The organism is Actinoplanes sp. NPDC051494 (assembly GCF_044454705.1).
Classification (GTDB): Bacteria; Actinomycetota; Actinomycetes; order Mycobacteriales; family Micromonosporaceae; genus Actinoplanes.
Genome location: NZ_JBITDZ010000016.1, coordinates 21,586 through 46,695, shown reverse-complemented (window position 1 = coordinate 46,695; position 25,110 = coordinate 21,586). Strand labels below are relative to the sequence as shown.

At 71.8% G+C, this 25,110-nt stretch carries 22 protein-coding genes; 10 read left to right on the top strand and 12 right to left on the bottom strand.

Annotated elements, in window-relative coordinates; genetic code table 11:
• Positions 1-32: 32 nt before the first annotated feature.
• Positions 33-737: a hypothetical protein gene (locus ACIA6A_RS38090; protein WP_396102947.1), complete on the top strand. Its 705-nt coding sequence runs from the start codon at positions 33-35 to the stop codon at positions 735-737.
• Here the strand turns inward: ACIA6A_RS38090 and ACIA6A_RS38085 are convergent.
• Positions 734-1,693 carry a TIGR03885 family FMN-dependent LLM class oxidoreductase gene (locus ACIA6A_RS38085; protein WP_396102946.1) on the bottom strand — a complete coding sequence of 320 codons (960 nt, stop codon included), beginning with the start codon at positions 1,691-1,693 and terminating at the stop codon, positions 734-736. The genes ACIA6A_RS38090 and ACIA6A_RS38085 overlap by 4 nt on opposite strands.
• A gap of 152 nt (positions 1,694-1,845) precedes the next feature.
• Between ACIA6A_RS38085 and ACIA6A_RS38080 the strand changes: the two genes are divergently transcribed.
• The 3 genes from ACIA6A_RS38080 to ACIA6A_RS38070 are packed head-to-tail and all read left to right on the top strand — an operon-like array spanning position 1,846 to position 6,161.
• The gene (locus ACIA6A_RS38080; protein WP_396102945.1) at positions 1,846-3,912 is read left to right on the top strand and encodes a glycosyltransferase; all 2,067 of its coding nucleotides are present in this window, start codon (positions 1,846-1,848) and stop codon (positions 3,910-3,912) included.
• The gene (locus ACIA6A_RS38075; protein WP_396102944.1) at positions 3,909-5,213 is read left to right on the top strand and encodes a nucleotide disphospho-sugar-binding domain-containing protein; all 1,305 of its coding nucleotides are present in this window, start codon (positions 3,909-3,911) and stop codon (positions 5,211-5,213) included. Before ACIA6A_RS38080 ends, ACIA6A_RS38075 begins: the two co-directional genes overlap by 4 nt.
• Positions 5,214-5,243: 30 nt before the next feature.
• Positions 5,244-6,161: a nucleoside hydrolase gene (locus ACIA6A_RS38070; RefSeq protein ID WP_396102943.1), complete on the top strand. Its 918-nt coding sequence runs from the start codon at positions 5,244-5,246 to the stop codon at positions 6,159-6,161.
• A 2-nt stretch (positions 6,162-6,163) separates the two neighbouring features.
• Here ACIA6A_RS38070 and ACIA6A_RS38065 read toward each other — a convergent pair whose 3' ends face one another.
• The gene (locus tag ACIA6A_RS38065; RefSeq protein WP_396102942.1) at positions 6,164-6,814 is read right to left on the bottom strand and encodes a response regulator; all 651 of its coding nucleotides are present in this window, start codon (positions 6,812-6,814) and stop codon (positions 6,164-6,166) included.
• Positions 6,811-7,101 (bottom strand): universal stress protein, encoded by a 291-nt coding sequence (locus tag ACIA6A_RS38060; protein WP_396102941.1) that lies wholly within the window; start codon positions 7,099-7,101, stop codon positions 6,811-6,813. The genes ACIA6A_RS38065 and ACIA6A_RS38060 overlap by 4 nt, the downstream gene beginning before the upstream one ends.
• Before the next feature lie 38 nt (positions 7,102-7,139).
• On the opposite strand from ACIA6A_RS38060, the gene ACIA6A_RS38055 reads away from it, so the two are divergent.
• Positions 7,140-7,277 (top strand): hypothetical protein, encoded by a 138-nt coding sequence (locus ACIA6A_RS38055; protein WP_396102940.1) that lies wholly within the window; start codon positions 7,140-7,142, stop codon positions 7,275-7,277.
• 115 nt (positions 7,278-7,392) lie between these two features.
• Complete coding sequence (locus ACIA6A_RS38050; protein WP_396102939.1) at positions 7,393-7,707, top strand: helix-turn-helix domain-containing protein; 315 nt, start codon at positions 7,393-7,395, stop codon at positions 7,705-7,707.
• A 111-nt stretch (positions 7,708-7,818) separates the two neighbouring features.
• Here ACIA6A_RS38050 and ACIA6A_RS38045 read toward each other — a convergent pair whose 3' ends face one another.
• The gene (locus tag ACIA6A_RS38045; protein ID WP_396102938.1) at positions 7,819-8,307 is read right to left on the bottom strand and encodes a MarR family winged helix-turn-helix transcriptional regulator; all 489 of its coding nucleotides are present in this window, start codon (positions 8,305-8,307) and stop codon (positions 7,819-7,821) included.
• A gap of 79 nt (positions 8,308-8,386) precedes the next feature.
• On the opposite strand from ACIA6A_RS38045, the gene ACIA6A_RS38040 reads away from it, so the two are divergent.
• The 4 genes from ACIA6A_RS38040 (at position 8,387) to ACIA6A_RS38025 (ending at position 15,128) form a co-directional block, all read left to right on the top strand.
• Positions 8,387-10,417, top strand: a complete 2,031-nt coding sequence (locus ACIA6A_RS38040; RefSeq protein ID WP_396102937.1) for an MMPL family transporter — start codon at positions 8,387-8,389, stop codon at positions 10,415-10,417.
• A gap of 283 nt (positions 10,418-10,700) precedes the next feature.
• Positions 10,701-12,308 (top strand): hypothetical protein, encoded by a 1,608-nt coding sequence (locus ACIA6A_RS38035; protein ID WP_396102936.1) that lies wholly within the window; start codon positions 10,701-10,703, stop codon positions 12,306-12,308.
• Between the two features lie 265 nt (positions 12,309-12,573).
• Complete coding sequence (locus tag ACIA6A_RS38030; protein ID WP_396102935.1) at positions 12,574-14,481, top strand: ABC transporter ATP-binding protein; 1,908 nt, start codon at positions 12,574-12,576, stop codon at positions 14,479-14,481.
• Between the two features lie 44 nt (positions 14,482-14,525).
• Positions 14,526-15,128, top strand: coding sequence for a class I SAM-dependent DNA methyltransferase (locus ACIA6A_RS38025; protein ID WP_396102934.1), 603 nt, complete (start codon positions 14,526-14,528; stop codon positions 15,126-15,128).
• On the opposite strand, the gene ACIA6A_RS38020 is transcribed toward ACIA6A_RS38025, so the two are convergent.
• The 8 genes from ACIA6A_RS38020 to paaN form a co-directional block, all read right to left on the bottom strand.
• A complete protein-coding gene (locus ACIA6A_RS38020) occupies positions 15,120-17,408 on the bottom strand; it encodes a putative bifunctional diguanylate cyclase/phosphodiesterase (RefSeq protein WP_396102932.1) in 2,289 nt (762 codons plus the stop codon). The genes ACIA6A_RS38025 and ACIA6A_RS38020 overlap by 9 nt on opposite strands.
• Before the next feature lie 1,616 nt (positions 17,409-19,024).
• On the bottom strand, positions 19,025-19,723 hold the full coding sequence (locus tag ACIA6A_RS38015) for a cutinase family protein (RefSeq protein WP_396102931.1): 699 nt from the start codon (positions 19,721-19,723) through the stop codon (positions 19,025-19,027).
• A gap of 158 nt (positions 19,724-19,881) precedes the next feature.
• Positions 19,882-20,916: a 1,2-phenylacetyl-CoA epoxidase subunit PaaE gene (gene paaE / locus ACIA6A_RS38010; protein WP_396102930.1), complete on the bottom strand. Its 1,035-nt coding sequence runs from the start codon at positions 20,914-20,916 to the stop codon at positions 19,882-19,884.
• A complete protein-coding gene (gene paaD / locus ACIA6A_RS38005; protein ID WP_396103118.1) occupies positions 20,917-21,408 on the bottom strand; it encodes a 1,2-phenylacetyl-CoA epoxidase subunit PaaD in 492 nt (163 codons plus the stop codon).
• Positions 21,402-22,232: a 1,2-phenylacetyl-CoA epoxidase subunit PaaC gene (paaC, locus tag ACIA6A_RS38000; RefSeq protein WP_396102928.1), complete on the bottom strand. Its 831-nt coding sequence runs from the start codon at positions 22,230-22,232 to the stop codon at positions 21,402-21,404. The genes paaD and paaC overlap by 7 nt, the downstream gene beginning before the upstream one ends.
• A 7-nt stretch (positions 22,233-22,239) precedes the next feature.
• Positions 22,240-22,524 carry a 1,2-phenylacetyl-CoA epoxidase subunit PaaB gene (gene paaB / locus ACIA6A_RS37995; protein ID WP_396102927.1) on the bottom strand — a complete coding sequence of 95 codons (285 nt, stop codon included), beginning with the start codon at positions 22,522-22,524 and terminating at the stop codon, positions 22,240-22,242.
• Positions 22,521-23,447, bottom strand: coding sequence for a 1,2-phenylacetyl-CoA epoxidase subunit PaaA (gene paaA, locus ACIA6A_RS37990; RefSeq protein WP_396102926.1), 927 nt, complete (start codon positions 23,445-23,447; stop codon positions 22,521-22,523). Before paaA ends, paaB begins: the two co-directional genes overlap by 4 nt.
• Positions 23,444-25,045: a phenylacetic acid degradation protein PaaN gene (gene paaN, locus ACIA6A_RS37985; RefSeq protein ID WP_396103117.1), complete on the bottom strand. Its 1,602-nt coding sequence runs from the start codon at positions 25,043-25,045 to the stop codon at positions 23,444-23,446. The genes paaA and paaN overlap by 4 nt, the downstream gene beginning before the upstream one ends.
• Between the last annotated feature and the right edge of the window lie 65 nt (positions 25,046-25,110).

Here is a 25,110-nt window from a genome sequence, read left to right as displayed (position 1 = left end):
GACGTCGGCCTTTGCCATTGAGGCGGTCACCCGTGCGCATCCCCCGCCCCTCCCTCGGTGCCACCGCCGACGTCGTCGGCCTGGTCCTCGCCGCCATCGCGGCGATCTCGTTCCTGGTCGGGCACGGCGGCTGGCTGCTCGGCCTGAGCTGCGCGGTCCTCGCGGCCGGCGGCGTCGCCCTGCCGCTGTGCTGGCGGCACCGCCGCGCGGTGCTGACCGGCGTCGCCGTCCTGCTCGTCGCCCTCGGCGCGGCCGGCATCGGCGCCGCGACCGGCCGCTCCACTCCCGCGAGCCCCACCGAGGTGGCGGCGGAGCTCAGCTTCAACCCCCAGCTCGAACCGGTGCCCTACTGCTATTCGTTCTCCGGCACGGGCACCATCCCGGACGGCCACCAGCTGCTCATCTTCGACCGGGGCACCGACCCCGACGACCCGACGACGCCCTACTACTTCCACAAGCAGGCCGAACGTACCGAAGGCGGCTGGGTGGCCCGGCGGCTCGGCATCGGCGGCGTGCCCACCGCCGCCGACCCCGACTTCGACAAGGGCGCCCGGATCGATCTGTACGCCCAGCTGGTCACCGAGGAGACCGCCCGGGTGCTGCGGGACCGGTCGAACATCGCCATCTTCCCGGAGAACCCCGCCTCGCAATGGCTGCTGCGGGAGCTGCCGGGCCGGACGCAGGACACCCTCCAGCTGGTACGAGCGTCCGGCACCGGCGACTGCGTCCCCGACTAGCTCCGCAGGCTGGGCAGCACCTTCGCGCCGAACGTCTCGATGAACGCGGTGAGGTCCTGGCCCACGTGGTGCAGATAGATGCGGTCGAAGCCGAGGTCGGCGTACCCGCGCAGCCACTCGATGTGCTGGTCCAGGTCGGCGGAGACGTTCACGACCTTCTTCACCTGCTCGAGCGTCACGCTCTCGCCCACGACGTCGAAGTGCTCGGCCATCTCGAGGTCCCAGCAGATCGGCGGCGGGAAGACGTTGGTGCGCCACTGGTCGTACGCGATCGCCTCGGCCTCCTCCTGCGTGCCCGCCCAGCTGAGGTGGACCTGCAGGCAGACCGGCCCGCGGCCGCCGTTGTCGCGGTAGGCGGCGATCATCTCGCGCAGCCGCTGCTCGGGCGCGTTGACCGTGACCAGCCCGTCGGCCCAGGTCGCGCACCACTTGGCGGTCTCGACGCTGACCGCGGCGCCGATCAGCGCCGGCTGCACCTGCGGGCGGGTCCACAGCTTGGCGCGGTCCACCGCGACCAGTCCCTCGCGGCTGACCTCCTTGCCCTCCAGCAGCCCGCGGATGACGTCGACGGAGGCCAGCAACCGGGCGCTGCGGACGTCCTTGCGCGGCCACGGTTCGCCGGTGATGTGCTCGTTGCTGTACTCCCCGGTGCCCAGCGCCGCCCAGAACCGTCCCGGGTACATCGTGGCGAGCGTGCTGATCGCCTGCGCGATGATCGCCGGGTGGTAGCGCTGTCCGGGCGCGTTGACCACGCCGAAGCTCAGGTTCGTGGCCTGCAGCGCGGCCCCGAGCCACGACCAGGCGAAGGCGGACTGTCCCTGCCGCTCGCTCCACGGGGAGAAGTGGTCCGAGCACATCGCGGCGTCGAACCCGGCCCGCTCGGCGGCGATGACCGCGGTCAGCAGGTCGGCGGGCCCGATCTGCTCATGGGAACAATGGATTCCGTAGTCCGTCATACGGTGCGTACCTACCCACCCGCGGCGCCCGGCAATCGGCCGGGCCGGAGACCGGACCCGTGGTCGCCGATGTGGGGCAGGACACTCATCTGATCACGCCGTGGCGCATCCAGCAGCGACTACACCGGCGAACGCCGGGTATGAAGCCGATCGTGAGTGTCGTTCCGCAGGAGTTGGTCCACAGCGCGCCCATGCTCGATGTCCTCCGGGACGAGCAAGCTTCCTCAGCGGTGAGGCTGCTGGCAGCGGCCTTCGACGGACCCGACGAACTGGCTGCCCTGGCAGCCGTGCACGGCCTCGGGGCCGTCCTGGACGACGAGGCCGACGCCGTTCTCTCCAGGCTCCTGTCGCATCCCCGCACGTTCCTGCGCGAACATGCCGCCTGGGTGCTCCAGTCCCGGTTGCCCCGGTTCGACGCCATCGACCGCCTCGTCGAGGTGGTCGCCGTGGGCGGGTTCTCCGGCATGGTGGCCCAGCGAACCCTGGAGAACTGGGGTCGTCCGGCGGGTGAGCACGTCACCGCCGCGCTGATCCGGATCCTGGCCGAGGTACAGGACCCGCGGGTCCGCGCACGCGTGGTCGAGACCCTGGGCCTGGTCGGTTCCGAGTCGGCCGGCCGGACGATCCGCCGGATCGCTCTCGACCCTCACGAGAGCCTGGCGGCCCGGGTCCGGGCGGTGGCGGCCCTGGGCGACCGGCACGGCGACATGGCCGCGGCCGAGGCGATCGAGTCCCTGCGAACGGGGGACGGGGAGCTCGCCGCGGTGGCGCGACTGGCCGCCGCCGACCTTGCCCTGGTGAGCGGAGCCGTTCCGGCCGACGACGAGCCCGGCTTGCGGATCGCCCAGTTGTTCCTGCACGCGGACATCGACCGGAGGCTGAGCCGGGCCGGCGCGGGGGACAACGGCGGCGTCGCCACCCTGCTGGTCCGGCTCGGCGACGCACTCGCCGCCCAGCCCGGTGTGGGACGGGTGCTGACCATCTCCCGCGGCACCCCGGAGCACGCGCTTGCCGCTCTCACCAGCAGCGAGAAGCACGTACTGGCGGCCGTACCCCTGCTCGGACCAGCGGTGCACGCGGTAGAAGCATGGCCGGCCCGGGTCGCTGTGCGGCGAGGCATCCGCCGCCTGTTGCGTACCCACCACGTGAATGTCATCCATCTGCGGATGGCGGAGGTCGGCAGTCTGGCAGCGGCTGAGGTGGCGGCGGAGATGGGCATCCCGGTCGTCTTCACGCTGGCACCTGATCCACACACCACCATCGACGCCCTGCAACGCGCCGGCGGCCTGCGCCCGGACAACTTCGGTTCGGTCGACGAGCGGGAGCACTACTGGTTCCGGGCCCGGCTCGTGCAACGGCTCGCGGCCGGCGCCGAGCACGTCGTACTGTTCCCCCGCCCGCAGGTCGCCCGTGACCTCAAGGTGCTCACCGGCATCGATATCGATGGCGACGCGAGCCGGTACAGCGTCGTCGCCGAGGGCATCGACCTGCAGGTCAGCCTGGCTGCATCGGCTGAGCTGTCGGACCCGGCCGGCTCGCCCGCCCTGACCGAGCTGGAAGCTCTCGTGGCGTCGCTCCCGCCGGAACGCCACGGCCTGCCACTGGCCATGAGCGTCGGCCGGCTGCACCGGGTCAAAGGAATGGCAACCCTGGTGCAGGCCTGGGCCCGGGATCCCGCGCTGCGCGAGCGGTGCAATCTACTGATCATCGGCGGCGACCTGGCGGATCCGTCCCCGGACGAGCGTGACCAGCTCGAGCTCATCGCGCAGGTGCTGCGCGAGCACCCGGACGCCGCATCCGGTCTGCTCATCCCCGGCCACCGGCCCAACGACGTGGTCGCCCGCTGGCTCGCCGCCGCACACTCCGGCCGTACCCCTCTGATCGGTGCCGGGGGTGTCTATGTGTGCAGCAGCCTGAAGGAGGAATTCGGGCTCGCCCTGCTGGAAGCTCTGGCCGCCGGCCTCGTCGTGGTCGGACCGGACGCCGGTGGACCACCCACCTACATCGAGCATGGCGTCACCGGCATGCTCGCCCGGACCAGCGACCCGGCAGAGCTGGCCGTGGCCTTCCTCGCCGCACTCGACCTGGCCACGCTCCCCACGTCTGCCCGGGTCGCCCGGGCCCGTCACCGGATCAGCGACGGTCTGACCGTGGAGTCCATGGCGGGTACCCTGACCGGGATCTACACGTCTGTGACAGCCCAGGAGGCCCGCTCATGACCTTGCTGGTGATCAGTCCGGACTACGCTTCCCACCTGCTTCCGCTGGCCACCATCGCGACCGCGTGGCAGCGGGCCGGCGAACGGGTCGTGGTGGCGACCGGCCCGGCCACCGCGGGGCTGGTCGCCTCGTTCGGGTTCGACCACAGCGACCTCCCGCTCGGCCGCGGATCCAACCCCGGCGTGATCCGGGCCGAGCAGCAACCGGCCGGTGAGGACGACGCGCTGCGGGGGTTCTTCGCCGCGACCTACCGCGGCATGGTGGAGACGCTGCGATTCCAGGCCGAGGCGCGCCGTAACGACCTGCTGTGGGAGCCGGTCGACCGGGCGCAGGCGGTGCTGAAGGTCATCGAGCAGGTCCGGCCGGACCGGATCGTCGTCGACCACCTCGCCTTCAGCGCCCGGCTGGCCCTCACCGCAGCCGCCATCCCGTACGTGGACGTCGTGCTCGGTCACCCGTCGGCCCTGCCCGTCGCCGACGAGGTCTACGGATACCCGACAGCCTGGCCCGCCGTGTTCCGCCCCGCCGAGACCGAACTCGCCGAGCTGCACCGGCTGTGCCGCGCCGTGCGCGACGAGTTCACCACCGAGTGGAACACCGCGCTGCTGGCACTCGCACCGGCGGCCACACCCGCGACGGACGCCTTCACCGAACACGGCGACCTGGTGCTGTACAACTATCCCGCCGCCCTGCACGACCCGGCGCGCACGGGGCTGCCGCCACAGCACGCCTTTCTCGGTTCGGCCGTCCGCGACGAAACGGCCGCACCCGAGGTGCAAGCCTGGCTCGAGGCCGGCGACCGGCCGTTCGCGTACGTCAGTTTCGGCAGTTTCCTGTCCGCCCGAGCGGACGTCCTGAGCACGGTCATCGACGCCCTGCGACACTCCGGCCTGCGGGTGGCGCTGGCGACCGGATCCGCCCAGGATCTGCCGGTCACACCGGACGACTGGCTGGTGCGCCCTTACCTTCCCCAGACCGCACTGCTGGACAAGGCGGCACTCGCGGTCACACATGCCGGCAACAACAGCGTCACCGAGGCCCTCACGGCGGGAGTGCCGATGCTCGCTCTGCCTTTCTCCACCGACCAGTTCGCGGGCGCGGCGGCCGTCGAGGCCACGGGAGTCGGCGTCGCCCTGGACCCGAACGCGGCGACGGCGCACGACATCGCCTCCACGGTGCGCCAGGTGCTCGACTGCGCCCCGGCCGCCCGCGAGATCGGCACGCGGCTGCGAGCCACCCCCGGCCGGGATCGGGCCTACACCCTGGCCCGTGATCACGTACCCGGGCGCCGGGACGCCTGACGGGTTCAGAATCGCTCTAGTGTTACCGCCATGGCCGACGCTGTGTATCTCGACTGTGACACCGGTGTGGACGACGCCGTGGCCCTGGCACTGCTGCTGCACAGCCCCGGCGTGCAGCTGCTCGGCATCGGCACCGTCAGTGGCAACACCGGTGCGGAACAAGCCGCCCGCAACACCCTCGACCTGCTCGACCTGGCCGGCCATCCGGGCGTACCCGTCGCGGCCGGGGCCCGCCATCCGCTCACCGGCACCTACGGCAGCGGCGCGAGCAGTGTGCACGGTGGCAACGGCATCGGTGGGGTCGTGCTGCCCCGCGCCGCCGCCGGCCCGATCCCCACCGACGCGGCCGACCTGCTGCTCGCCATCGCCCGGGCCCGCCCGGGTGAGCTGCGTGTCCTGGCGACCGGCCCGCTGACCAACCTGGCGATCGCGCTGCGCCGCGAACCCCGCCTGCCGCACCTTGTGCGTGACGTCACCGTGATGGGCGGCGCGGTCCGGGTGCCCGGCAACATCACCCCGCACGCCGAGGCCAACATCGCCAACGACCCGGAGGCGGCGGCCGAGGTCCTGGCCGCGGCCTGGCCGCTGACGCTGGTCCCGCTGGACGTGACGCTCCAGCACCGTCTCACGGTCGAGGACCAGGATCGGCTGCGCCGGCACGGTACGCCGTTGAGCACCGCCCTGGCGGCCACGTTGACCGGCTACTTCGACTGGTACGAGGCATCGTCGGGGCGGCGCGAGGTGCCGATGCACGACGCGCTGGCGGCCGGGGTGCTGACCGGCGCGCTGACCCCGGCCGACGCCCCGATGCTCGCCCTCACCGTCGACCTCGGCGCCGATCGCGGGCGCCTGATCGAGGATCCCGCCGGGGCCCCGGCGACCCGGGTGGTCCTCACGCTGGCCGGGGAGGCGGCACCGGTCATCCGCGACCTCGCGGCCGGCGCCTGACCTCAGTGGGCGCGGTCGCTCCGGTCGCCGAGCAGGCGGGTGGCGAGCACGGCGGCCTGGGTGCGGCGTTCCAGGCCGAGCTTCGCGAGCAGGCTGGACACGTAGTTCTTGATCGTCTTCTCGGCAAGGAACATCTTCCCGGCGATCTCACGGTTGGTCAGCCCCTCCGCGACGTACTCCAGGATCCGGCGTTCCTGATCGGTCAGCGACGCGAGCTCCCGCGGCTGCTCCACACCGTTGCGGATGCGTTCCAGCACCCGCTTCGTGACGGCCGGGTCGAGCAGCGACTGGCCGCCCGCCACCCGGCGCACCGCGTCCACCAGGTCGGTGCCGCGGATCTGCTTGAGCACGTACCCCGAGGCCCCGGCCATGATCGCCGCGAACAGCGCCTCGTCGTCCTCGTACGAGGTCAGGATCAGGCCTTTGATCGCCGAGTCGATCGCCCGGACGTCGCGGCAGACGTCGATGCCGTTGCCGTCGGGCAGCCGGGCGTCCAGCACGGCCATGTCGGGCCGCAGCGCCGGGATCCGCCGGGCCGCCTCCCGCGCCGACCCGGACTCCCCCACCACCTCGATGTCACCGGCGGAGTGCAGCAGGTCGGCGAGCCCGCGACGGACCACCTCGTGGTCGTCGAGCAGGAAGACACGGATCATGCCTCTTTCCTACCGCCCGCCGGGCACACCACCAAGGGCCGAAGGTCCCCCTGCCACGCGTGCGAGAACGCCCGGGTGCCCCGCACGATGAGCACCGGGCATCCGGCGCGATGCAGCAGCTGCATGCTGGTCGATCCGAGCAGCGTGTTCGCCACCGTCCGGTGCCCCCGGTTCCCGACGACCCTCAGCCGCGCGTTGTGCGAGACCGCGACGAGCACGGCCGCGGCACCGTCCGGCGAGACCACCCCCTCGACGTCGACCAGCGGGAACCGTTCCCGCCACGGCACGAGCCGCCGGTCCAGCCGATCCCGGCGCGGAACCGCTGGTGGCCGTCCTCGGCACCGCCGGCGACCGCCCGATCGATCAGGTCGTCGCCGGCCAGGCCCTGCAACGCGTCCTGCTGACCGCGACCGCCGACGGCCGGTCCGCCCGCCGCCCCCTCGACCAGGTTGTGACGGCCTGACTCCCGGCCGAACTTCCACGCAAGTGCGTCCTTGTTTCGGGGCCCGGGATGGACAAAAGTCGACGTCTTGCTGGTGGTTGCCCGGTCGTCGACGAGAGTTCAGGACGAGGTAGAGATGAACCCCGCAGTCAAGACGATCGTGCCCCCGGATCCTACCGGTGCCGCCACACCGGTGGAGTTCGCCGGGCGGCTGCGTGCCCTGATGGCCATGCGCCGCCGCACGCTGGACAGTGTGGCCCGGCGCAGCCGCGATGCCGGGACCCCCATCTCCCGGGCCACCGTCCACAATCTGATCACCGGCGGCGGGAACCCGCGGCAGGAGAGTCTGCTGGGCTTCCTGCGGGGGTGCGGGGTGCCGCCACGCGAGCAGATCCGCTGGCTCATCACGTTCCACGACGTCTACCCGGAGGGCCGCCGGTCCCAGCCGTAGGTCCCGGATGCGGCGGTCAGGAAACTCTCAGGGTCAGCGTCGGCGGCGAGGCCACCATCACAGACGGGGACCGCACCTCGCACCACAGGACCGAACCCGCCGCCTGACCGGTCAGTCGGCGGTGCGTACCTCGTGGTGATGGGCCTCGAGGGCGTCGCCCATGCCGGCCAGGAAGCGCCGCACCGTGGCCAGGTCCTCGTCGGTGAAGTCCCGCATCACCTCGTCGGTGCGCCGGCCGAGCGGGCCGAAGAAGGCGACAGCCAGCGCCTTGCCGGGCTCGCCGTAGCGCAGGTGCACCATCCGGCGGTCGGCGCTCTCCCGGCTGCGGCGCAGGTGGCCCGCGCGTTCGAGACGGTCGATGACCGCCGTGGTCGCCCCCGAGGAGAGGCCGAGCTCCTCGCCCAGCCGGCCCGGGGTCAGCGGCGTGCCGTCGCCCTCGGCCTGCATGACCGCCATCAGCGCCTGCAGATCGGTCGGGTGCAGGCCGTTGCGCTGGGAGAACGCCTGGCCGACGTGCTGAGCGCGGACGCCGTACGACTGCAGCAGGTTGACGATGTCCTCGCGGAGCCGTTCCCGCTCCGTTCCCCGTGGCCGGTACACGCCCCCCAGTCTTGCAGATTCTGCTCCGCCGGGTAACAATCTCGATCGTCGAGATTCTTACTAGTGGAGAGGAAAGCTCGTGTTACGTACCCTGACCGGCCGGGTGACCGCCTGGATCGTGCTGGCTGTCGCCCTGCTCGCGGCCGGGGCGGTCATCGGCCTCTCCGGAGCGGTCCGCACCTCCAACGACCCGACCGCCACCCTACCCGAGGGCGCCCAGTCGACCGAGGTCGCGGCGCTGCAACGGCAGCTGCCCTCGGGACAGAGCACGTCGGCGCTGGTCGTCTACAGCCGGGGCGGGCCGGCGCTGACCGACGCCGACCAGGCCAAGATCGCCGCGGACGCGACCGCGCTGAAGGCCGCCTCGCCGCCGATCATCGCCGAGAAAGGCGACGCCGCGCTGCTCGCCGTCACGATGCCGGCCGACCTGCCCGCCGACCAGCTCATCACCCGGGTGGCCGAGCTGCGGGAGACCGCCCGCGACGGACTCCCCGCGGGGCTGACCGCCCAGGTGACCGGTGGGGCCGGATTCGCCGCGGACATCGCCGACAGTTTCACCGGCGCCAACACCACGTTGCTGATCGTCACGGTGGTCGTGGTCGCGGTGCTGCTGCTCGTCACGTACCGGAGCCCGGTCCTGTGGCTCGTGCCCCTGGCCGTCGTCGGCATCGCCGACCGCGTGGGCAGCAGCTTGATCGCGCTGCTGTCGCGGCACACCGACCTGACCGTCGGCGACTCCACCGTGGGCATCGTGACCGTGCTGGTGTTCGGCGCGGGCACCAACTACGCGCTGTTGCTCATCTCCCGTTACCGCGAGGAGCTGCACCGCTTCGAGGACCGGCGCGAAGCGATGCGCCAGGCGCTGCGCGGGGCCGGCCCGGCCGTGCTCGCCAGCGCCGCGACCGTCGTGCTGAGCCTGCTCACGCTGCTGCTGGCCAGCCTCGGTGACACCGTCGCGCTGGGTGTCACCGCCGCGCTCGGCATCGGTGTCGCCGCGCTGTTCGCCCTGGTCGCACTGCCCGCCGCGCTGGTGGTCTGCGGCCGCGGCCTGTTCTGGCCGTTCGTGCCGCGGGTCGGCGACGCCGTCAAGCACGGCCTGTGGTCGCGGGTCGGCACCGCCGTCGCCAAGCGTCCCGGCGTGGTCATCGCCGCGTCCGTCGTGGTGCTCGGCGTGCTCGCCGCCGGCATCCCCGGCACCCAGCTCGGCCTGTCGCAGACCGACCAGTTCCGGGTCAAGGCCGAGTCGGTCGAGGCCCTCGACACGCTGAGCCGCTCGTTCCCGGCCGGCGCGGCGAACCCGGCGGTCGTGGTCGCCGCCCCCGCCAAGGCCCAGGAGGTGCTCGCCGCCGTCACCGCGACACCGGGCATCGCCCAGGCCCGGATCGCCGAGCAGACCCCGGCGGTGGTCCGGATCGACGCCACCCTCATGGCCGCACCCGAGACCCCCGAGAGCTACGACACCATCCGTACGCTGCGGGGTGCGGTTTCCGCCGTCCCGGAGGCGAACGCCCTGGTCGGTGGCAGTGTGGCGACCTCGCTGGACAACCGCGACGCGGCCCTGCGCGACCTGCGGGTGATCGTCCCGGTGGTGCTGATCGTCGTGCTGCTGGTGCTCGGCCTGCTGCTGCGCGCCGTGGTCGCCGCGGTGTTGCTGATCACCACGGTCATCGCGAGTTTCGCCGCCGCACTGGGCGCCGGGGCATTCCTGTTCCGCAGCGCCCTGGGATATCCCGGACTCGACAATCAGGTCCCGTTGTACGCGTTCCTGTTCCTCGTCGCCCTCGGCGTGGATTACAACATCTTCCTCGTCACGAGAGCCCGTGAGGAAGCGGCACATCGGGGGACCCGGGACGGCATGGTGCACGCGGTCGCCGCCACCGGCGCGGTCATCACCAGCGCCGGGATCCTGCTGGCGGCGGTGTTCGCGGTGCTGGGCGTCCTGCCGATCATCACCCTCACCCAGATCGGCGTGATCGTCGGCGTGGGCGTGCTGCTCGACACACTTCTCGTACGTACCGTGCTGGTCCCGGCGCTGGCGACGCTCCTGGGTGACCGGTTCTGGTGGCCGGCGGATCCGGCCGGCCGGGGGTTGCCGCACGAGCCGTCATGATCGATGCTGGGGGTCCGCGTTCGCGCGATCCGGGGAAAAAATCCCGGCCGGCGTTGAACCCCCGGCATCGTCCGAACGGATGAGGTCCCCGGTTCGGGACAACCGCCATATTTCTTCTTTAATTTGTCCCTAAGAATGCCTCAAGAATCTCGCGCCAAATAGCTTTCCGGCCCTCATGCTCCTACCGTCTGGGAGCCAGCTCATTTGGGGGCCGGAAACGGCGTCGGCAGGCCAGGAAATGGTTGCTGACGATGAGCGCGAGACTACAGAAGAGGTATCACCCATGCGAAGGTCTTACCGCCGGGCCGCTACCCGCCGGGGTCCCGACCGTCGTGTCATCGCCGTCGGCATCGCGGTGCTCGTGGCAGTCGGTGGAGCCATCGGCTTCACGCAGATCTCCAATGCGGACGAGACCAAGGTCGCGTCGTGCGCACCCGCCGAGGCCGCGCCGACCGCGGGCGCCCAGGGCGCCGCCGACCCCAAGGTCGGCACGTACAAGGACAAGGACGGCGACGTCCAGCACAAGGGCGACGGCCAGCTCGCCAAGGGTGAACAGGCCCCGAAGGCCGAGGCGGCCGGCGAGTGCAAGGACGGCGCGACCGTCAAGAAGACCGTGAACGGGCTCGAGATCCTCGCCAACACCTGCGAGGACTCCCGGCTCGAACCGCACGACGGCTTCCAGAACGGCAACCGCTGCGTGTCCACCGAGTTCGGTGAGGTCGGCGAGGCGGCGAAGAACGCCACGCTGCTGATCACCGAATCCCCGCAGAAGGTCGGCGTGGGCGAGCCGTTCACGCTGAAGGTCAGCACCCGCAACCTGATCCGGGACCGCTTCCTCGCCGCCGGGCAGGGCGGCTACTACGTGGAGAGCTCGGTGCTCGCCGACGGCCTGGTCCGCGGCCACTTCCACACCGCGTGCCGGATGCTCTCGAGCACCACCGAGGCCGTCGACCCCTCCCCGGTCCCCGCGTTCTTCGTGGCCACCGAGGACAAGAAGGGCGGCGCGGCCCCGGACACCGTGACGATCCAGGTCCCGGGCCTGCCGCAGGAGGGCATCGCCCAGTGCGCCTCGTGGGCCGGTGACGGCTCGCACCGCGTACCGATGATGCAGCGCGCCAACCAGATCCCCGGCATCGACGCGGTCCGCGTCGAGGTCGGCGCCGGCAACGGCGGTGGCGAGGACGACGGCGACAACGGCGGCGGGAACAACGGCGGCGGCGGCGACAACGGCGGCGGTCAGGCCGACCCGAGCACTCCCCCGGCCGAGGACGACGGCGACAACGGCGGGAACAACAACGGCGGGAACAACAACGGCGGTAACAACGGCGGCGGCGACGACGACCAGCCGGACCCTGAGGAGTCGGCGTCCGCGAGCCCGGAACCGGAGACCAACACCGGCACCACCCCGCCGAAGACCCCGACCGTGAGCCTCCCGCCGACCCAGGCGGCCGGCGACGACGAGGCCGGCAACGACGACACCGGCAACAACAACAATGCCGGCAGCAGCCCCAAGCCGACGAAGACGAAGACCACGGCCCCGCCGGCCCAGTCCGCGGGCGACGGCTCGTCCGACGACGACGAGGACACCGCGGACGAGGCCGAGGAGACCACGCCGGCGCAGAACCTGAGCGGTGGCAAGACCGCCACCCCGAAGGCGAGCAGGTCCACCGAGGCCGCCGCGGCGACCACGACGGAGAACGACGACTCCGGCGCCCCGGACGACACCCAGGTGGCCGAGACCCCCGTCGCGCAGGTCCAGAACGTCGACGGCCAGAAGCTCGCCCTCACCGGCGCCAACGTGATGACGATCGCCCTCGGCGGCGCCATCCTGATCCTCGGCGGCCTGTTCGCGCTGAGCGTCACCCGCCGCAAGCGGGCCGGCGAGCGGTGAGCTAGGAACCGAACGCAACCGGCCCGGGTCGTCCCCCTGACGACCCGGGCCGTTTCGCGATCAGGTCCAGCGACACCGTCCACAACCGGCGGCCCGCGGCGGGATCAAGCGCCCACCGTTCGACGCCGTGGCTGTGCTCGAAGAGGTCCGCGTCGCGATCGACCTCGTGCTGGGAGCGCCGCCGCGGTGAGTGAGCGTCCCCAACGGGGGACTGGTCGCGCGCGCCGGTCGCGGAGGGGGTGCCGGCACCGGTACGGATGAGCGGGTGGACACCCCAGAGAGCCGAATCCCCCGGCAGGCCGAACCGGTGCTGCCGGAATTGCGCAACGCCTGGTGGGAGCACGGGGTCCGGCGCCGCGCCGAGACCGGGGTGTTCGGCGTCTTCGCCGAGTTGCCCGGGCTGGTCGGGCAGGCGGTCGCGGTCAGCTGGCGGGCCGACCGGGTGCGCACGCTCGTCGTCGCGGTCGCCACCCTCGGCGGCGGGGCGATGGCCACGTTCGGGCTGCTGTCGGCCCAGCGGATCCTGGTGGAGCTGTTCAGCGGCGGTCCGACCCCGGATCGCGTACGGGCGGCCCTGCCGGCACTGGCGCTGCTGGCCGCGACCACCGCGGTCCGGGGTGCGCTCGGGATCGCGGTGGGTTACGCGCAGAACGGCCTGGCGCCCCGGGTGAACCAGGCCGCCGAACGCCGGTTGTTCGAGACCACGACCGCGGTGGACCTGACCGCTTTCGACGCCGACTCGTTCGCCGATGACATGGAACGCGCGACCCGGGGCAGCGACGCCGCGATCGCGCTGGTGCAGAACACCGCCAACATGTTCGCCGGCCTGGTCGGACTGCTCGCGGTGGCCGTCGCGGTCGCGGTCGTCAACCCCCTGCTGCTGGCCGCGCTGGTGGTCGCCACGCTGCCCAACGGGTACGCGGCCCTGCGCGCCGGGCACCTGCGCTACGCCACGTTCCTGGCCGGGTCGGTGCGGCGCCGGCGCCTGTGGGTGCTGCAACGGCAGATGGCCGAACGGGACTCGGCGCCGGAGCTGCGCTCGTACGGCCTGCGGGGTTTCCTGCTCGGCCAGTACGACATGGTGATGGGCGCGCAGACCACCGAGGAGCTGGCCCTGGCCCGCCGGGTGACGACCACGACCAGCATCGGCGCGGTGATCAGCGGCCTCGGCCTGGGCGGCGTGTGGGTGCTGCTCGGCCTGCTGCTGTCCGGCGGCCGGATCCCGCTGTCCGCGGCGGTGACGTGTGTCGTGGCGGTGCAGGCCGCGCAGCGCGCCCTCGCGACGGTGACGTTCCAGCTCGACCGGCTCTACACCGACGGGCAGTTCTTCAAGGAGTACGTGGGGTTCCTCGAGCGGGCCCGCGCGTACGTGCCGGCCCCGCGCCCGGCCGGGTTGCCGGCCGCCCCCACGCTGGAGCAGGTGAGCGTGCGCGGCGTCCGGTTGCGGTACCCGGACAAGGACACCCTCGCGGTCGACGACGTGTCATTGACCATCCGGGCCGGGCAGACCGTGGCGTTCGTCGGCGAGAACGGCTCCGGCAAGTCGACACTCGCCGCGATGATCGCCTCCCTGCGCGAACCGACCAGCGGGACGATCGAGTGGAACGGCCGGCCGCTGACCGGCTGGGACCGCGACGCGCTGCGCTCCCGGATCGCCGTGGTGCTGCAGGATCATCACCACTGGCCGTACACCGCGGCGACGAACATCGCGATGGGTGACCTGTCGGTGGCCCCGGAGCAGTCCCGGATCGAGGCGGCGGCCGGCCGGGCCGCGGCCCACGACACGATCCTGGCGCTGTCGCACGGTTACCGCACGCTGCTGGACCGCACGTTCAAGGACGGTGAGGAACTCTCCGGCGGCCAGTGGCAGCGGATCACCGCCGCCCGCGGCCTGTACCGCGACGCCGACCTGCTGATCATGGACGAGCCGTCGTCGGCCCTGGACCCGCGGGCCGAGGACGCGCTCTTCCAGGCGATCGGCGACCGGCAGGGCCGACGGACCACGATCCTCATCACGCACCGGCTGGCGAACGTCATCCACGCCGACATGATCTTCGTGATGCACGACGGCGCGCTGGCCGAGTCCGGCACCCACGACGAGCTCGTCGCCGCGGGCGGGCGCTACGCGGAGCTGTTCGCGCTACAGGCGGCCGGGTACCAAAGACAGTCCTAACGGGACATGGTTCTTCCATCGATGTGCGGGTACGTTGCCTGCGCATGGAGATCTTCGATCAGCTGGCCGAGCTGTACCAGGGCGAGCACAGCCACAACCCCTTCCAGGCCGCACTCACCGAGCGGATCACCGCCGCGATCCCGGCCGGCGCGCCGGTGCTCGATCTGGGCTGCGGCACCGGCGTACCCACCGCGAAGATCTTCGCCGCGGCCGGTCACAAGGTCACCGGCGTGGACGTCTCCGAGGGCATGCTGCGCCTCGCCCGCGAGCAGGTCCCGGACGCCGAGTTCGTGCACGCCGACCTGCGTGAGCTCCCCGGCACGTACGGTCCGTTCGGTGCGGTGACCGCGTTCTTCTCGCTGCTCATGCTCAGCCGCGCCGACATCGAGCGGACGCTGCGCCGCGCGGCCGGCTGGCTCGAACCGGGCGGCCGCCTCGGCATCGGCATGGTGAACATGGACGCCGACAGCCTGCCGGTGGAATTCCTCGGCGTGCCGGTCACCGTGTCCGGATACCCGCAGGACCAGCTCGCGGCCCGGCTCACCGACGCCGGTTTCACCGTCGAGAGCATCGAGACGGTCGACTTCACCCCGGCGGGCGGGCCGCCGGAAAGCCAGATCTTCGCCCTGGCCAGACTCTCAAGCTGACGGTACGCGCAGAGCGGCTTCCGGCTCCCCCACCGGCTCGCGGGGCTCCCCCGCCGCCGGGTCACGGGGATCCGCCGGGAGGCCGCGCTGCCGCTCCAGCAGGTCACGGACGTCGGCCGGGGTGCCGGGGTGGCCGAACAGGTAGCCCTGGCCCAGGTCACAGCCGATCCGCTGGAGCATCCGCCACTGCCCGTCGGTCTCGATGCCCTCGGCGACCGTCTGCATCCGCAATGCCCGCCCCAGCCCGACCATGGCGTCGACCAGCGCCCGGTTGTCCGCACACGTGTCGACCTGCTCCACGAACGAGCGGTCGATCTTGATGATGTCGACGGGCAGCTGCTTCAGGTAGTTCAGCGACGAGTAGCCCGTACCGAAATCGTCGATGGCCAGCCGCACACCCAGCCGCCGCAGCGCCTCCAGGGTCTCGATGGCGGTGCCGATGTCCTGCATCAGCATCGACTCGGTGATCTCCAGGGTCAGGTTCCGGGCCGGCAGCCCGGCGTCCCGCAACGCCGCGGCGACGTCGTCGACCAGCCCCGCGTACTGGAACTGCCGGGCCGACAGGTTCACGTTGATCCGCAGGTCGGCCGCCGCCGGGATCTCCGCCCGCCACCGCGCGAGCTGCTCGCAGGCGTGCCGCAACACCCAGCGACCGAGCGGGACGATCAGGCCGTTCGCCTCGGCCGCGGCGATGAATCGGTACGGACTGAGCAGCCCCTGCCCGGGATGCTGCCACCGCACGAGCGCCTCGACCCCGGTGACCGCCCGCGTCCGGATGTCGACGACCGGCTGGTACAGCACGACGAACTGCTCCTCCCCCAGCCCCCGCTCCATGTCGACCCGCTGCTGCGCCTCCTCCAGCACCGACCGTGCCATCGACGGATCGAACACCGCGTACGCGTTCCGGCCGCCCCGTTTCGCCGCGTACATGGCCAGGTCGGCGTCGCGCAGCAACTCCTCGGCGGCCCGGGTCCCCCCGGCGATCCCGATGCTCAGCGAACAGGTCACCTCCCGGCTGCCCAACCGCACCGGCTCCCGCACGGCCACCAGCAGCCGCTCGGCAAGCCCGACCGCGGCCGCTTCGTCGGTGTCCTCCAGCAGCACCGCGAACTCGTCGCCACCCAACCGGGCCAGCGTGTCCCCGGGCCGCATCTCCGCGCCGAGCCGAGTCGCGACGGTGGCCAGCAACGTGTCGCCGAGACTGTGCCCCAGCTCGTCGTTGACCAGCTTGAAGTCGTCCAGGTCGAGCAGCAGCACCCCGATCTGCGTACCGTTGATCCGGCCGACCGCCTGCCCCAGCCGGTCCCGGAACAACGCCCGGTTCGGCAACCCGGTGAGCGAGTCGGTGAACGCCTGCCGGCTGAGCTGCTCCTCGAGCGCCCGCCGGCCCCCCATGTCCCGGAGGCTGACCACGGCCGAGCGAAGGTCCGGGTCCCCCACCCGGTTGGTCCCGATCACGTCCAGGTAGACCCAGGCCCCGTCGGCCCCCCGCATCCGCATCTCGCACCGGTCGGTGTGCCCCTCCGCCGAGGCGAGCAGGGCATCCAGCCAGCTCTTGGCCAGAGCCCGGTCCTCCGGGTGGACGAGAACCCCGAGCAGCTCCCCGGTGATCTCCTCCGGCGCCCGCCCCAGGATCCCCCGCACCGACCGGCTCACATACCGCACCCGATAACCGGCGTCGATAGCGAAGACCGCATCGGACGAAGCCTCCAGCAACCGCTCGGTCCGATACTCGGCCGACCGCCGCCGGGCATCGAGCCGCCGCCGGCTCTGCGCCCCGACAGCACAGACCGCGATGACGCTGGCGGTGATAGCGGTCAACGTGAAGACCGAGACGACACTCCCCCCGTTCCGCGCGGGCAGCAACATCAGGAACCCGGCGACGGACGCGGCCCCGATCCCGATCACCACCCGGGGCGGATACAGCGCGGCCGACGTGACGAGCAACAAAGCGACGCAGGGAAGGTAGGCGGTGACCCCCTGAGCGTCCTGAGCCGCGAAAAGCCACAGCACAGGAAGCTCGGCCGCCCACCACAGCACCAACCACTTACGCACCACCAGGCTGCGCACATACCGCCGCCACGGCAACGCCAAAGCCCCGAGCTGCACCAGAGCGGCGGTGACCAGAGCCGGCACCACCCACCACCGCAGCCCAGCCGCCCAGTCCACCCCCACCCGGACCGCGGCCAGCACCGAAACCCCAGCCGCCAGCCCCGACCCCAGCCGAATCTGCCGAGCCCAGTACTCCGCGGTGTGGTCGTCGATCCCAGCCCGCTCCATGCCGCACCCCATCGGCACCCCGAGCCCCCTCGTGAGCGGTTCGCCCACCCGGCCCGCCCCAGCCCGGCCCACCCGACCCCGCCCGGCCCCGCCCGCTTGATCCAGCCCACAGTCCAGCCGGCCTGCCCGGCCCTCCCCACCCCGACATACCCGGCCCAGCCCGGCCCGGCCTGCTTGCCCAGCTCTCCCGGCCCGACGGACCGACCCCACCCGACCCACAGCCCACAGCCCACAGCCCACAGCCCACAGCCCACAGCCCACAGCCCACAGCCCAGCCTGCTTGCCCGGCTCGCCCGGCCCGACGGACCCGGTGGACCCGACCCGGCCCGACGGACCAGGTGGACCCGGCCCAGCCCGGCTGCGGGCCCGCCCCGATATCCCACCCGCCCGAACCGGCCTGCCCCGCCGAACCGCTCGCCGACCCGCCGGCGCGACATCCCGCGCCCCGTCCACGAGCGGCATCCCGGGCAGCCCAGACACCGCGACCGGCACCTCGACGGGGACCGCCGCCGTGGACGAGACCTGAACCTCGGCCTGGGCTGTAGTTCGGAATCGCGACCAGGGAGCAGGAGTCGCGGCAGACGCTCCTCCCTTGGCCGTTGAGGAAACCGGCACCGTGGACGAAGGTTGGCCCTCAGCCACAACAGGCACCTCGGTCGGGACCGGCACTCCGCTCCCGACCTGTGCAGCGACCGGCACTCCAGCCGTAACCTCCGCCGAATCTCCCGCCCCGGCCGGAACCCGCGACCAGGTCGCTTCCTCCACCGCATTCTCCGGGCCGGCCTCAACCCGCGCTTCGGGCGGGACCTCCTCCACGCCCGACGGAGACGGAGAACCGGCCGACATTCGCCGGGGAACCCGGTGTGATGCTTGCTCGGTGGCTGGCGGCGGAGCGACCTCCCGGGCTTTTCCCTCGAGTGCGGCCGCTGCAGCCGCCCGGAAGTCATCGGGGCTCACGCCCGAGCGACGCATCTTCGCCGCGTGACGCTGCCGCAATCCCCACGCACGATGACGCTCGTGCTCACTCCGGAATTCATCAGCCGCGGCTGAATAGTTGCGACGCTTGGTGCGGTCGCGCATTTTCGCCAGTTCTACGGTGGTGAACATCTGGAGCTGCCGCATGGACCAATTGTCCTGCAGCGAACCGGCGACCGTCCAGCCCGATCAGCTGGCCAACTGGCTAAACTAAAGTTACTTCTCCCAGGCGCTCTCCCAGCTGGGATTCAGTCGCCACCTGACCCAGGGATATCAACTTTTTCCGACATTAATATGTTCAGCCTAAAAGTCGTTTCGACGACGCCCAGGAGTAGCCTTTCGATCGACCCGTACGGCATTTATTAAATCCACCGACTCGGAATTCTCGACCTGAAATGCTATCGACTCAGCGACGCCGGGCCGAGCTGCGATGGAGGGGCGCGTTCGACCACGGGTTCGCCCGCTGAGCCGGCACCTGAGTCACGCGCGACCCGGCCCGGACTCAGCTCGACGAGGCTGTCACGAGCCAGAGCCGGATGAGCTCGCGACGCGGTAGTGCGGGGCGAGGGGCGTGGCCTGCCGGAGGCGGCACCGTCGGACCCCCGCGGTGCCGCCTCCGGGTTCGGGTCAGGTTGCGGGGGTCAGTTCAGCTGGCCCTGGATGAACTCGGTGGCGTCGTCGGCGAATTTGGCGTAGTCGAGGTGGGCTGCGAGGCTGGTTCCGCCCTGGCAGAACTGGTCGTTGCGGTTGCAGAAGGACCGGGTCCGGTCCTGGAAGGTGTCCAGGCGGCCTGCTCCGCGGGCGAAGATGCCCGACTGGGTGCCGTTGGTGACGTTGAAGTCCTCGCCGGCGGTGAAGGTCGGGTCGCCGAACAGGATGACCGCTGCCACCTTGTCACCCAGGGCGGCCGGGATGGCGGCCTGACCGGTGGCCCGGCCGGCTACCGAGCGGCCCACGAGGGCGTCGCCGACCACGTTGGCTCCCTGGGAGTAGCCCATCAGAACAAAACGGGTGCCGGCGCAGGCTGCCGCCGTTCGTTGCACGTTGCCGGCCAGGGCTGTCACGCCCTGCCGGACGCTGGCCTGGTAGTTGAAGTTCGCGGGGTAGTCGACCGCTGTCGTCTTCACGGTCTGCGGCAGCTCCCGGGTGAGCTGCTGCGCCAGCGGCGTGAGCAGGATGCCCAGCCCCGGTCGTTCGGTGGTGCCCCGGGCTCCGATCACCTCGACGTCCGGGCAGGCGTTCGCCGGGGCCTGCGCCGCGAACGTCAGCGGGGCCACCACGAGGCCGGCCGCGCCGACTGCTCCTGCCGCCGCGATGGTGAGTACTTTGCGTAACCGCATGCCGTCATCCCTTCGATGGCCGAGTGGGCCAAAAACTGGCCGACAACTTCATGCACTTGGTACGCAAGAAGGGCCTGGGACGGACGTGTGCTGCTTTTTTCCTCACAGCTTCGTGCTGGTTTGATCCCGGACGCGATCGACTCCGTAGCGGGGCCGGGTCAGCTGTCGAAGTCCACGATCACTTTCGGTGAGATCGGGACGGCCTGGCATGTCAGGACGTAGCCGGCCGCCAGCTCCGCGGGGTCGAGGGCGAAGTTGCGCCGCATGCGCACCTCACCCTCCACGACCCGGGCCCGGCAGGTGCCGCAGACGCCGCCCTTGCACGCGAACGGGAGGTCCGGGCGGGTGCGCTGGGCGCCTTCGAGGACGGTCTGCCCGGCCGGCACCACCAATGCTGTCGTACGCCCGTCGAGCTGCACCGTCACCGCGCTGCCGGGACCGGCGGGCTCGATGGTCCGGACCGGTTCGGGCGGGGCCTCGTCCACCCAGAACAGTTCGCGGTGGATCCGGGCGGGCGGCACCTGCCAGCCGGCCAGCACCGCGGTGGCGTCGGTGACCATGCCGAACGGGCCGCACAGCCACCAGTGGTCCACGCCGGGGATGTCGATCAGCAGCGGGACCAGGGTGCGCAGTTTCTCCGCGTCGAGCCGCCCGGTCAGCAGGTCGGCCTCGCGGGCCTCCCGGGACAGTAGATGCACGAGCTCCAGCCGGTCCGGGTACGTGTCCTTGAGGTCGGCGAGGTCCTCGGCGAACATGACCGTGCTGGCGCGCCGGTTGCCGTACAGGATGGTGATCTGGGTGCCGGGGACCCGCAGCAGTGACGCCGCGATCGACAGCACCGGGGTTATCCCGGAGCCGGCGGCGATCAGCACGTGCCGGGCGGCGCCGGTGAGGTCGGGCGTGAAGGTGCCGCTGGGCGGGGCCACCTGGACGGTGTCACCGGGGCGGACCTTGTGCACCAGCCACGACGACACCTGTCCGCCGGGGACCTCGCGGACGCCGATCCGGGGCCGGGACCCGGCCGGGGCGCAGATCGAATAGGTACGCCGTTCGTCGTCGCGCCGCACGGTCAGCGACTGCCCGGGCCGGAACGCGAACGTCGCGGCCAGGTCGGCGGGGACGTCGAAGGTCACCGCGACGGCGTCGGCGCACAGCTGCTCGACGGCCGCGACCCGCAGCGGGTGGAACGCCACTCAGATCTCCTTGACGTGCTCGAACGGTTCCCGGCAGGCCGGGCAGCGGCGCAGGGACCGGCAGGCGGTGGCACCGAACGCGGTGATCTCCTCGGTGTCCCCGTGCCGGCAGCGGGGACAGGGCACCGGTGGGCGTACCGGGAACAGGGTCAGCGGAACGGGCCCCGCGGTCCGGTGCGGAGCGGGACCGGGCGGGGAGATCCCGGCGGCGGCGAGCTTGTCGCGACCGGCCGGGGTGATCCAGTCGGTGGTCCAGGCCGGGCTCAGCACGGTCCGCACCTCGACCCGGGGGTGGCCGGCCGCCCGCAGCGCCCCGGCGAGGTCGTCGCGCATGGTCCGCAGCGCCGGGCAGCCGGAGTAGGTCGGCGTGATCGTGACGACGACCCGGTCCGCGAGCTCCTCGACCGACCGCAGGATGCCCAGGTCGGCCAGGGTGAGCATGGGCAGCTCCGGGTCGGTGACCAGGGCGGCCACCGCGGCGGCGGTCACCAGGTGCCTCCCGGGGTGTCGCGGGCGACGCCCTGCAGCTCGGTGAGGATCTCGCGCATCGCCGGGGTGTGCCGCCCGCGGGGTTCGCCGGGGCCCCAGGCGGTGGCTTTCAGGCCGGCCGCGTCGAGCACCCGCGCCCAGACCGATTCGACCTCGGGCCGCACGGTCGCCGGGTCGACGCCGTGTCCGGTGGCGGCCAGGCGGAGTTCGATCTCGTGCGGGGTGAACAGGTCGCCCGCCGCGATCGCCTCCACCGCGTCCTGCATGCGGGCCCCGGAGAGGTCCGTGCCGTCGCCGAGGCGGACCACCCACTGGGCCGCGTACTCCCGGTGGTAGGTGACCTCCTTGACCCCCTTGGCGGCGATCGCGGCGAGCACCGGGTCGCCGCAGCGGGTGAGGCGTTCCAGGACGGCGAGCCGCCAGGACGACAGGGCCAGCAGCCGCGCCACGAGGTGGGCGAAGTCCGGGTCGGCCCGCTCCACCAGCCGTACGTTGCGGAAGTCGCCCTCGTCGCGCAGGTAGGCGAGCTGGTCCTCGTCGCGGCCGGCGTCCTCGACCGCCGCGGCCCGGGTGAGCAGCAGGCGGGCCTGGCCGAGCAGGTCGAGCGCGATGTTGGCGATGGCCAGCTCGTCCTCGATCTCGGGGGCGCGGGTCACCCACTGCTGCAGCCGGTGGGACAGGATCAGCGCGTCGTCGCCCAGCATCAGGCAGTAGGCGGCCAGGTCGGCCCGGTCCGTCCCGGGCGGCACCGTGGTGTCCAGCCCGTCGAACGGGTCGGTGAAGCCGGTGCCGTATGCCCACCGGGTGTCCTCGTCAGGATCGTCCATCGTCGCCTCAGATGTGCGGTACGGAGCCGGGTATGGAGTAGTACGTGGGGTGCCGGTACGCCTTGTCGGCGCTCGGTTCGAAGAACGCCTCCTTGTCGTCCGGGCTGGACGCGACCACGTCCGCGGAGCGCACCACCCAGATGCTCACGCCCTCGTTGCGACGGGTGTACAGATCCCGGGCGTGGTGCACGGCCATCTCGTCGTCGGCGGCCCGCAGCGAGCCGACGTGCACGTGGTTGAGGCCGCGCTTGGCGCGCACGAACACCTCGTACAGCGGCCATTCGTGGTTCATGGGTGCCGCCTTTCCCCGGTGAGAGCGCGAGCGGCATGTGCGGCGGCGGCCTCGCGCACCCAGGCACCGTCCTCGTCGGCCTGGCGGCGGCGGGCGACGCGTTCGGCGTTGCAGGGGCCGTCGCCGGAGATGATCCGGGTGAGCTCGTCCCAGTCCGGCTCGCCGAAATCGTGGTGGTCGCGGTCCGGATTCCAGCGGAGGGCCGGATCGGGCAGGGTGACGCCGAGCGCGGCGGCCTGCGGCACGCTCATGTCGACGAAGCGCTGGCGCAGCTCGTCGTTGGTGTGCCGTTTGATCTTCCAGGCCATCGACTGCGCGGAGTTGGGCGAGCGGTCGTCGGGCGGGCCGAACATCATCAGCGACGGCCACCACCAGCGGTTCACCGCGTCCTGCACCATCTCGCGCTGCCGCCCGGTGCCGCCCATCATGGTCATCAGCAGCTCGTATCCCTGCCGCTGGTGGAACGACTCCTCCTTGCAGATGCGGATCATCGCCCGGCCGTACGGGCCGTAGGAGCTTCGGCACAGCGGCACCTGGTTGCAGATCGCGGCGCCGTCGACGAGCCAGCCGATCACGCCCACGTCGGCGAACGTCAGCGTCGGGTAGTTGAAGATCGACGAGTACTTCTGCCGGCCCTCGATGAGCCGGCGGGTGAGGTCGCCGCGGTCCGCCCCGAGCGTCTCGGCGGCCGAGTACAGGTACAACCCGTGGCCGGCCTCGTCCTGGACCTTGGCGAGCAGGATCGCCTTGCGCCGCAGCGAGGGCGCCCGGGTGATCCAGTCCCCCTCCGGCTGCATCCCGATGATCTCCGAGTGCGCGTGCTGGGCGATCTGCCGGATCATCGTCCGGCGGTAGGCCTCCGGCATGTCGTCGCCGGGCTCGATGCGCTGGTCACGCGCGATGGTGTCCTCGAAGGCGCTCATCGGCGTGACTGCAGCGTGTAGTAGCGCCCGGTGACGAACGCGGCGTCGCTGAGCGAGGCGGTGGCGGCCGGGTTGGCGCCCGTACCGTGCAGGTCGCTGAACGCCGAGGTCTGGTTGACGAACACGCCGCCGGTGAGGTTCTCCGAGAGGTGGACCCCGGCGTCGAGGGCCGCTTCCCGGGCCTGGTCGAGGAAGGTCTCCGAGGTGGAGTGCACGAGCGCGGTGAGCGCGCCGTGCTGCCGGACCGTCCGGGTGAACAGCTCGAGCGGCGTGGGCGTGGTGATGACGAACGAGACCGGCCCGAACCACTCGCGGGTGTAGGTCTTCTCGTCGGAGGGGTCGAGGCGCACGACCACCGGGGTGGTGGCGTGCAGCACGCCGGGCAGCGTGCCGGCCTCGGCCAGCCGGGCCCGCACGTCGTCGTTGACGATGGCGCCGAGCGTGCCGGCCGCCCGCTGCGGGTCGCTGAGCAGCTTGTCGAGCGCGGCGCTCAGGTCGGCGCCGAACTCGGCGGGGCTCTTGTGCCCGGCGTCGGTGTCGATGCCGGCCGGTGCGATCAGCAGGTTCTGCGGGGTGGTGCACATCTGCCCGCTGTACAGCGACAGGGAGAACGCGAGGTTGCGCAGCATGCCCTGGTAGTCGGCGGTGGAGTCGAGGATGACCGTGTTCAGGCCGGCCTTCTCGGTGTACACGACCGCCTGGCGGGCGTTGGCCTCCAGCCAGTCGCCGAACTCGCTGGACCCGGTGAAGTCGACGATCCGTACGTCGGGATGGGTGGCCAGGGTGGCGGCGATGCCCTCGCCGCGCTGCTCGACGGCGAGCGTCACCACGTTCGGGTCGAGGCCGGCCTCGGTGAGCACCTCGCGGCAGACCTGCACGGTGATCGCGAGCGGCAGCACCGCGCCGGGGTGTGGCTTGACGATCACCGGGTTGCCGGTGACCAGGCTCGCGAACAGGCCCGGATAGCTGTTCCAGGTGGGGAACGTGGTGCAGCCGATCACCAGCGCGACGCCGCGGCCGACCACCGTGCTGGTCTTCTCCAGCCGTAGCGGATCGCCGCCACGCTGCGGTTTCGACCAGTGCGCGACCGCCGGGATCCGGGTCGACTCGGCCAGCGCGACCGCGACGGCTTCCAGTCCCCGGTCCTGCGCGTGCGCGCCACCGGCCTGGAACGCCATGACGAACGCCTGCCCGGTCGTCACCTGCACGGCGTGCGCGAGCTCGAAGATCCGCGCGTTCAGCCGGGCCAGGATCTCGGCGGCCACCCCGGCGCGTCCGTGCGGCCCGGCGGCACGCCACCCCGGGGTCGCCGCGCGCGCTGCCGCGATCAGGTCGTCCGGGTCACCTTTCGGATAGGCGACGTCCGCGTCGAGCTCGGTCGACACGGTCGTGGTGGCACCGGGCACCTCGATCGGGAACTCTGCCCCGAGCAGCGCCCGGAACGCGGCCTCGCCGTCGGGCGCGGCCTGCTCGCCGTACACGGACTTGCTGGGTGACTCGGGGTACGCGGACCAGTAGTCCCGCGCGGCCGCGGCCTCGATCGCGCGGTCCAGCAGGTCGCGGTGCCGCTCGTAGAACTCGGTGGGGCTTGTCACCAGCGCTCCTTTGCGATTGGCTGTGTACCTATTTACCGTCCGTTCGGTCGGTTAATCAAGACCTGAGG

Bases quoted from the DNA above. Each gene is read 5' to 3' on its own strand.
- ACIA6A_RS38075 (WP_396102944.1), top strand. From the start codon at position 3,909: ATGACCTTGCTGGTGATCAGTCCGGACTACGCTTCCCACCTGCTTCCG.
- ACIA6A_RS38025 (WP_396102934.1), top strand. From the start codon at position 14,526: ATGGAGATCTTCGATCAGCTGGCCGAGCTGTACCAGGGCGAGCACAGC.
- ACIA6A_RS38065 (WP_396102942.1), bottom strand. From the start codon at position 6,814: ATGATCCGTGTCTTCCTGCTCGACGACCACGAGGTGGTCCGTCGCGGG.
- paaB (WP_396102927.1), bottom strand. From the start codon at position 22,524: ATGAACCACGAATGGCCGCTGTACGAGGTGTTCGTGCGCGCCAAGCGC.
- ACIA6A_RS38035 (WP_396102936.1), top strand. From the start codon at position 10,701: ATGCGAAGGTCTTACCGCCGGGCCGCTACCCGCCGGGGTCCCGACCGT.
- ACIA6A_RS38015 (WP_396102931.1), bottom strand. From the start codon at position 19,723: ATGCGGTTACGCAAAGTACTCACCATCGCGGCGGCAGGAGCAGTCGGC.
- paaC (WP_396102928.1), bottom strand. From the start codon at position 22,232: ATGGACGATCCTGACGAGGACACCCGGTGGGCATACGGCACCGGCTTC.
- paaA (WP_396102926.1), bottom strand. From the start codon at position 23,447: ATGAGCGCCTTCGAGGACACCATCGCGCGTGACCAGCGCATCGAGCCC.
- ACIA6A_RS38070 (WP_396102943.1), top strand. From the start codon at position 5,244: ATGGCCGACGCTGTGTATCTCGACTGTGACACCGGTGTGGACGACGCC.
- ACIA6A_RS38020 (WP_396102932.1), bottom strand. From the start codon at position 17,408: ATGGAGCGGGCTGGGATCGACGACCACACCGCGGAGTACTGGGCTCGG.
- ACIA6A_RS38085 (WP_396102946.1), bottom strand. From the start codon at position 1,693: ATGACGGACTACGGAATCCATTGTTCCCATGAGCAGATCGGGCCCGCC.
- ACIA6A_RS38050 (WP_396102939.1), top strand. From the start codon at position 7,393: ATGAACCCCGCAGTCAAGACGATCGTGCCCCCGGATCCTACCGGTGCC.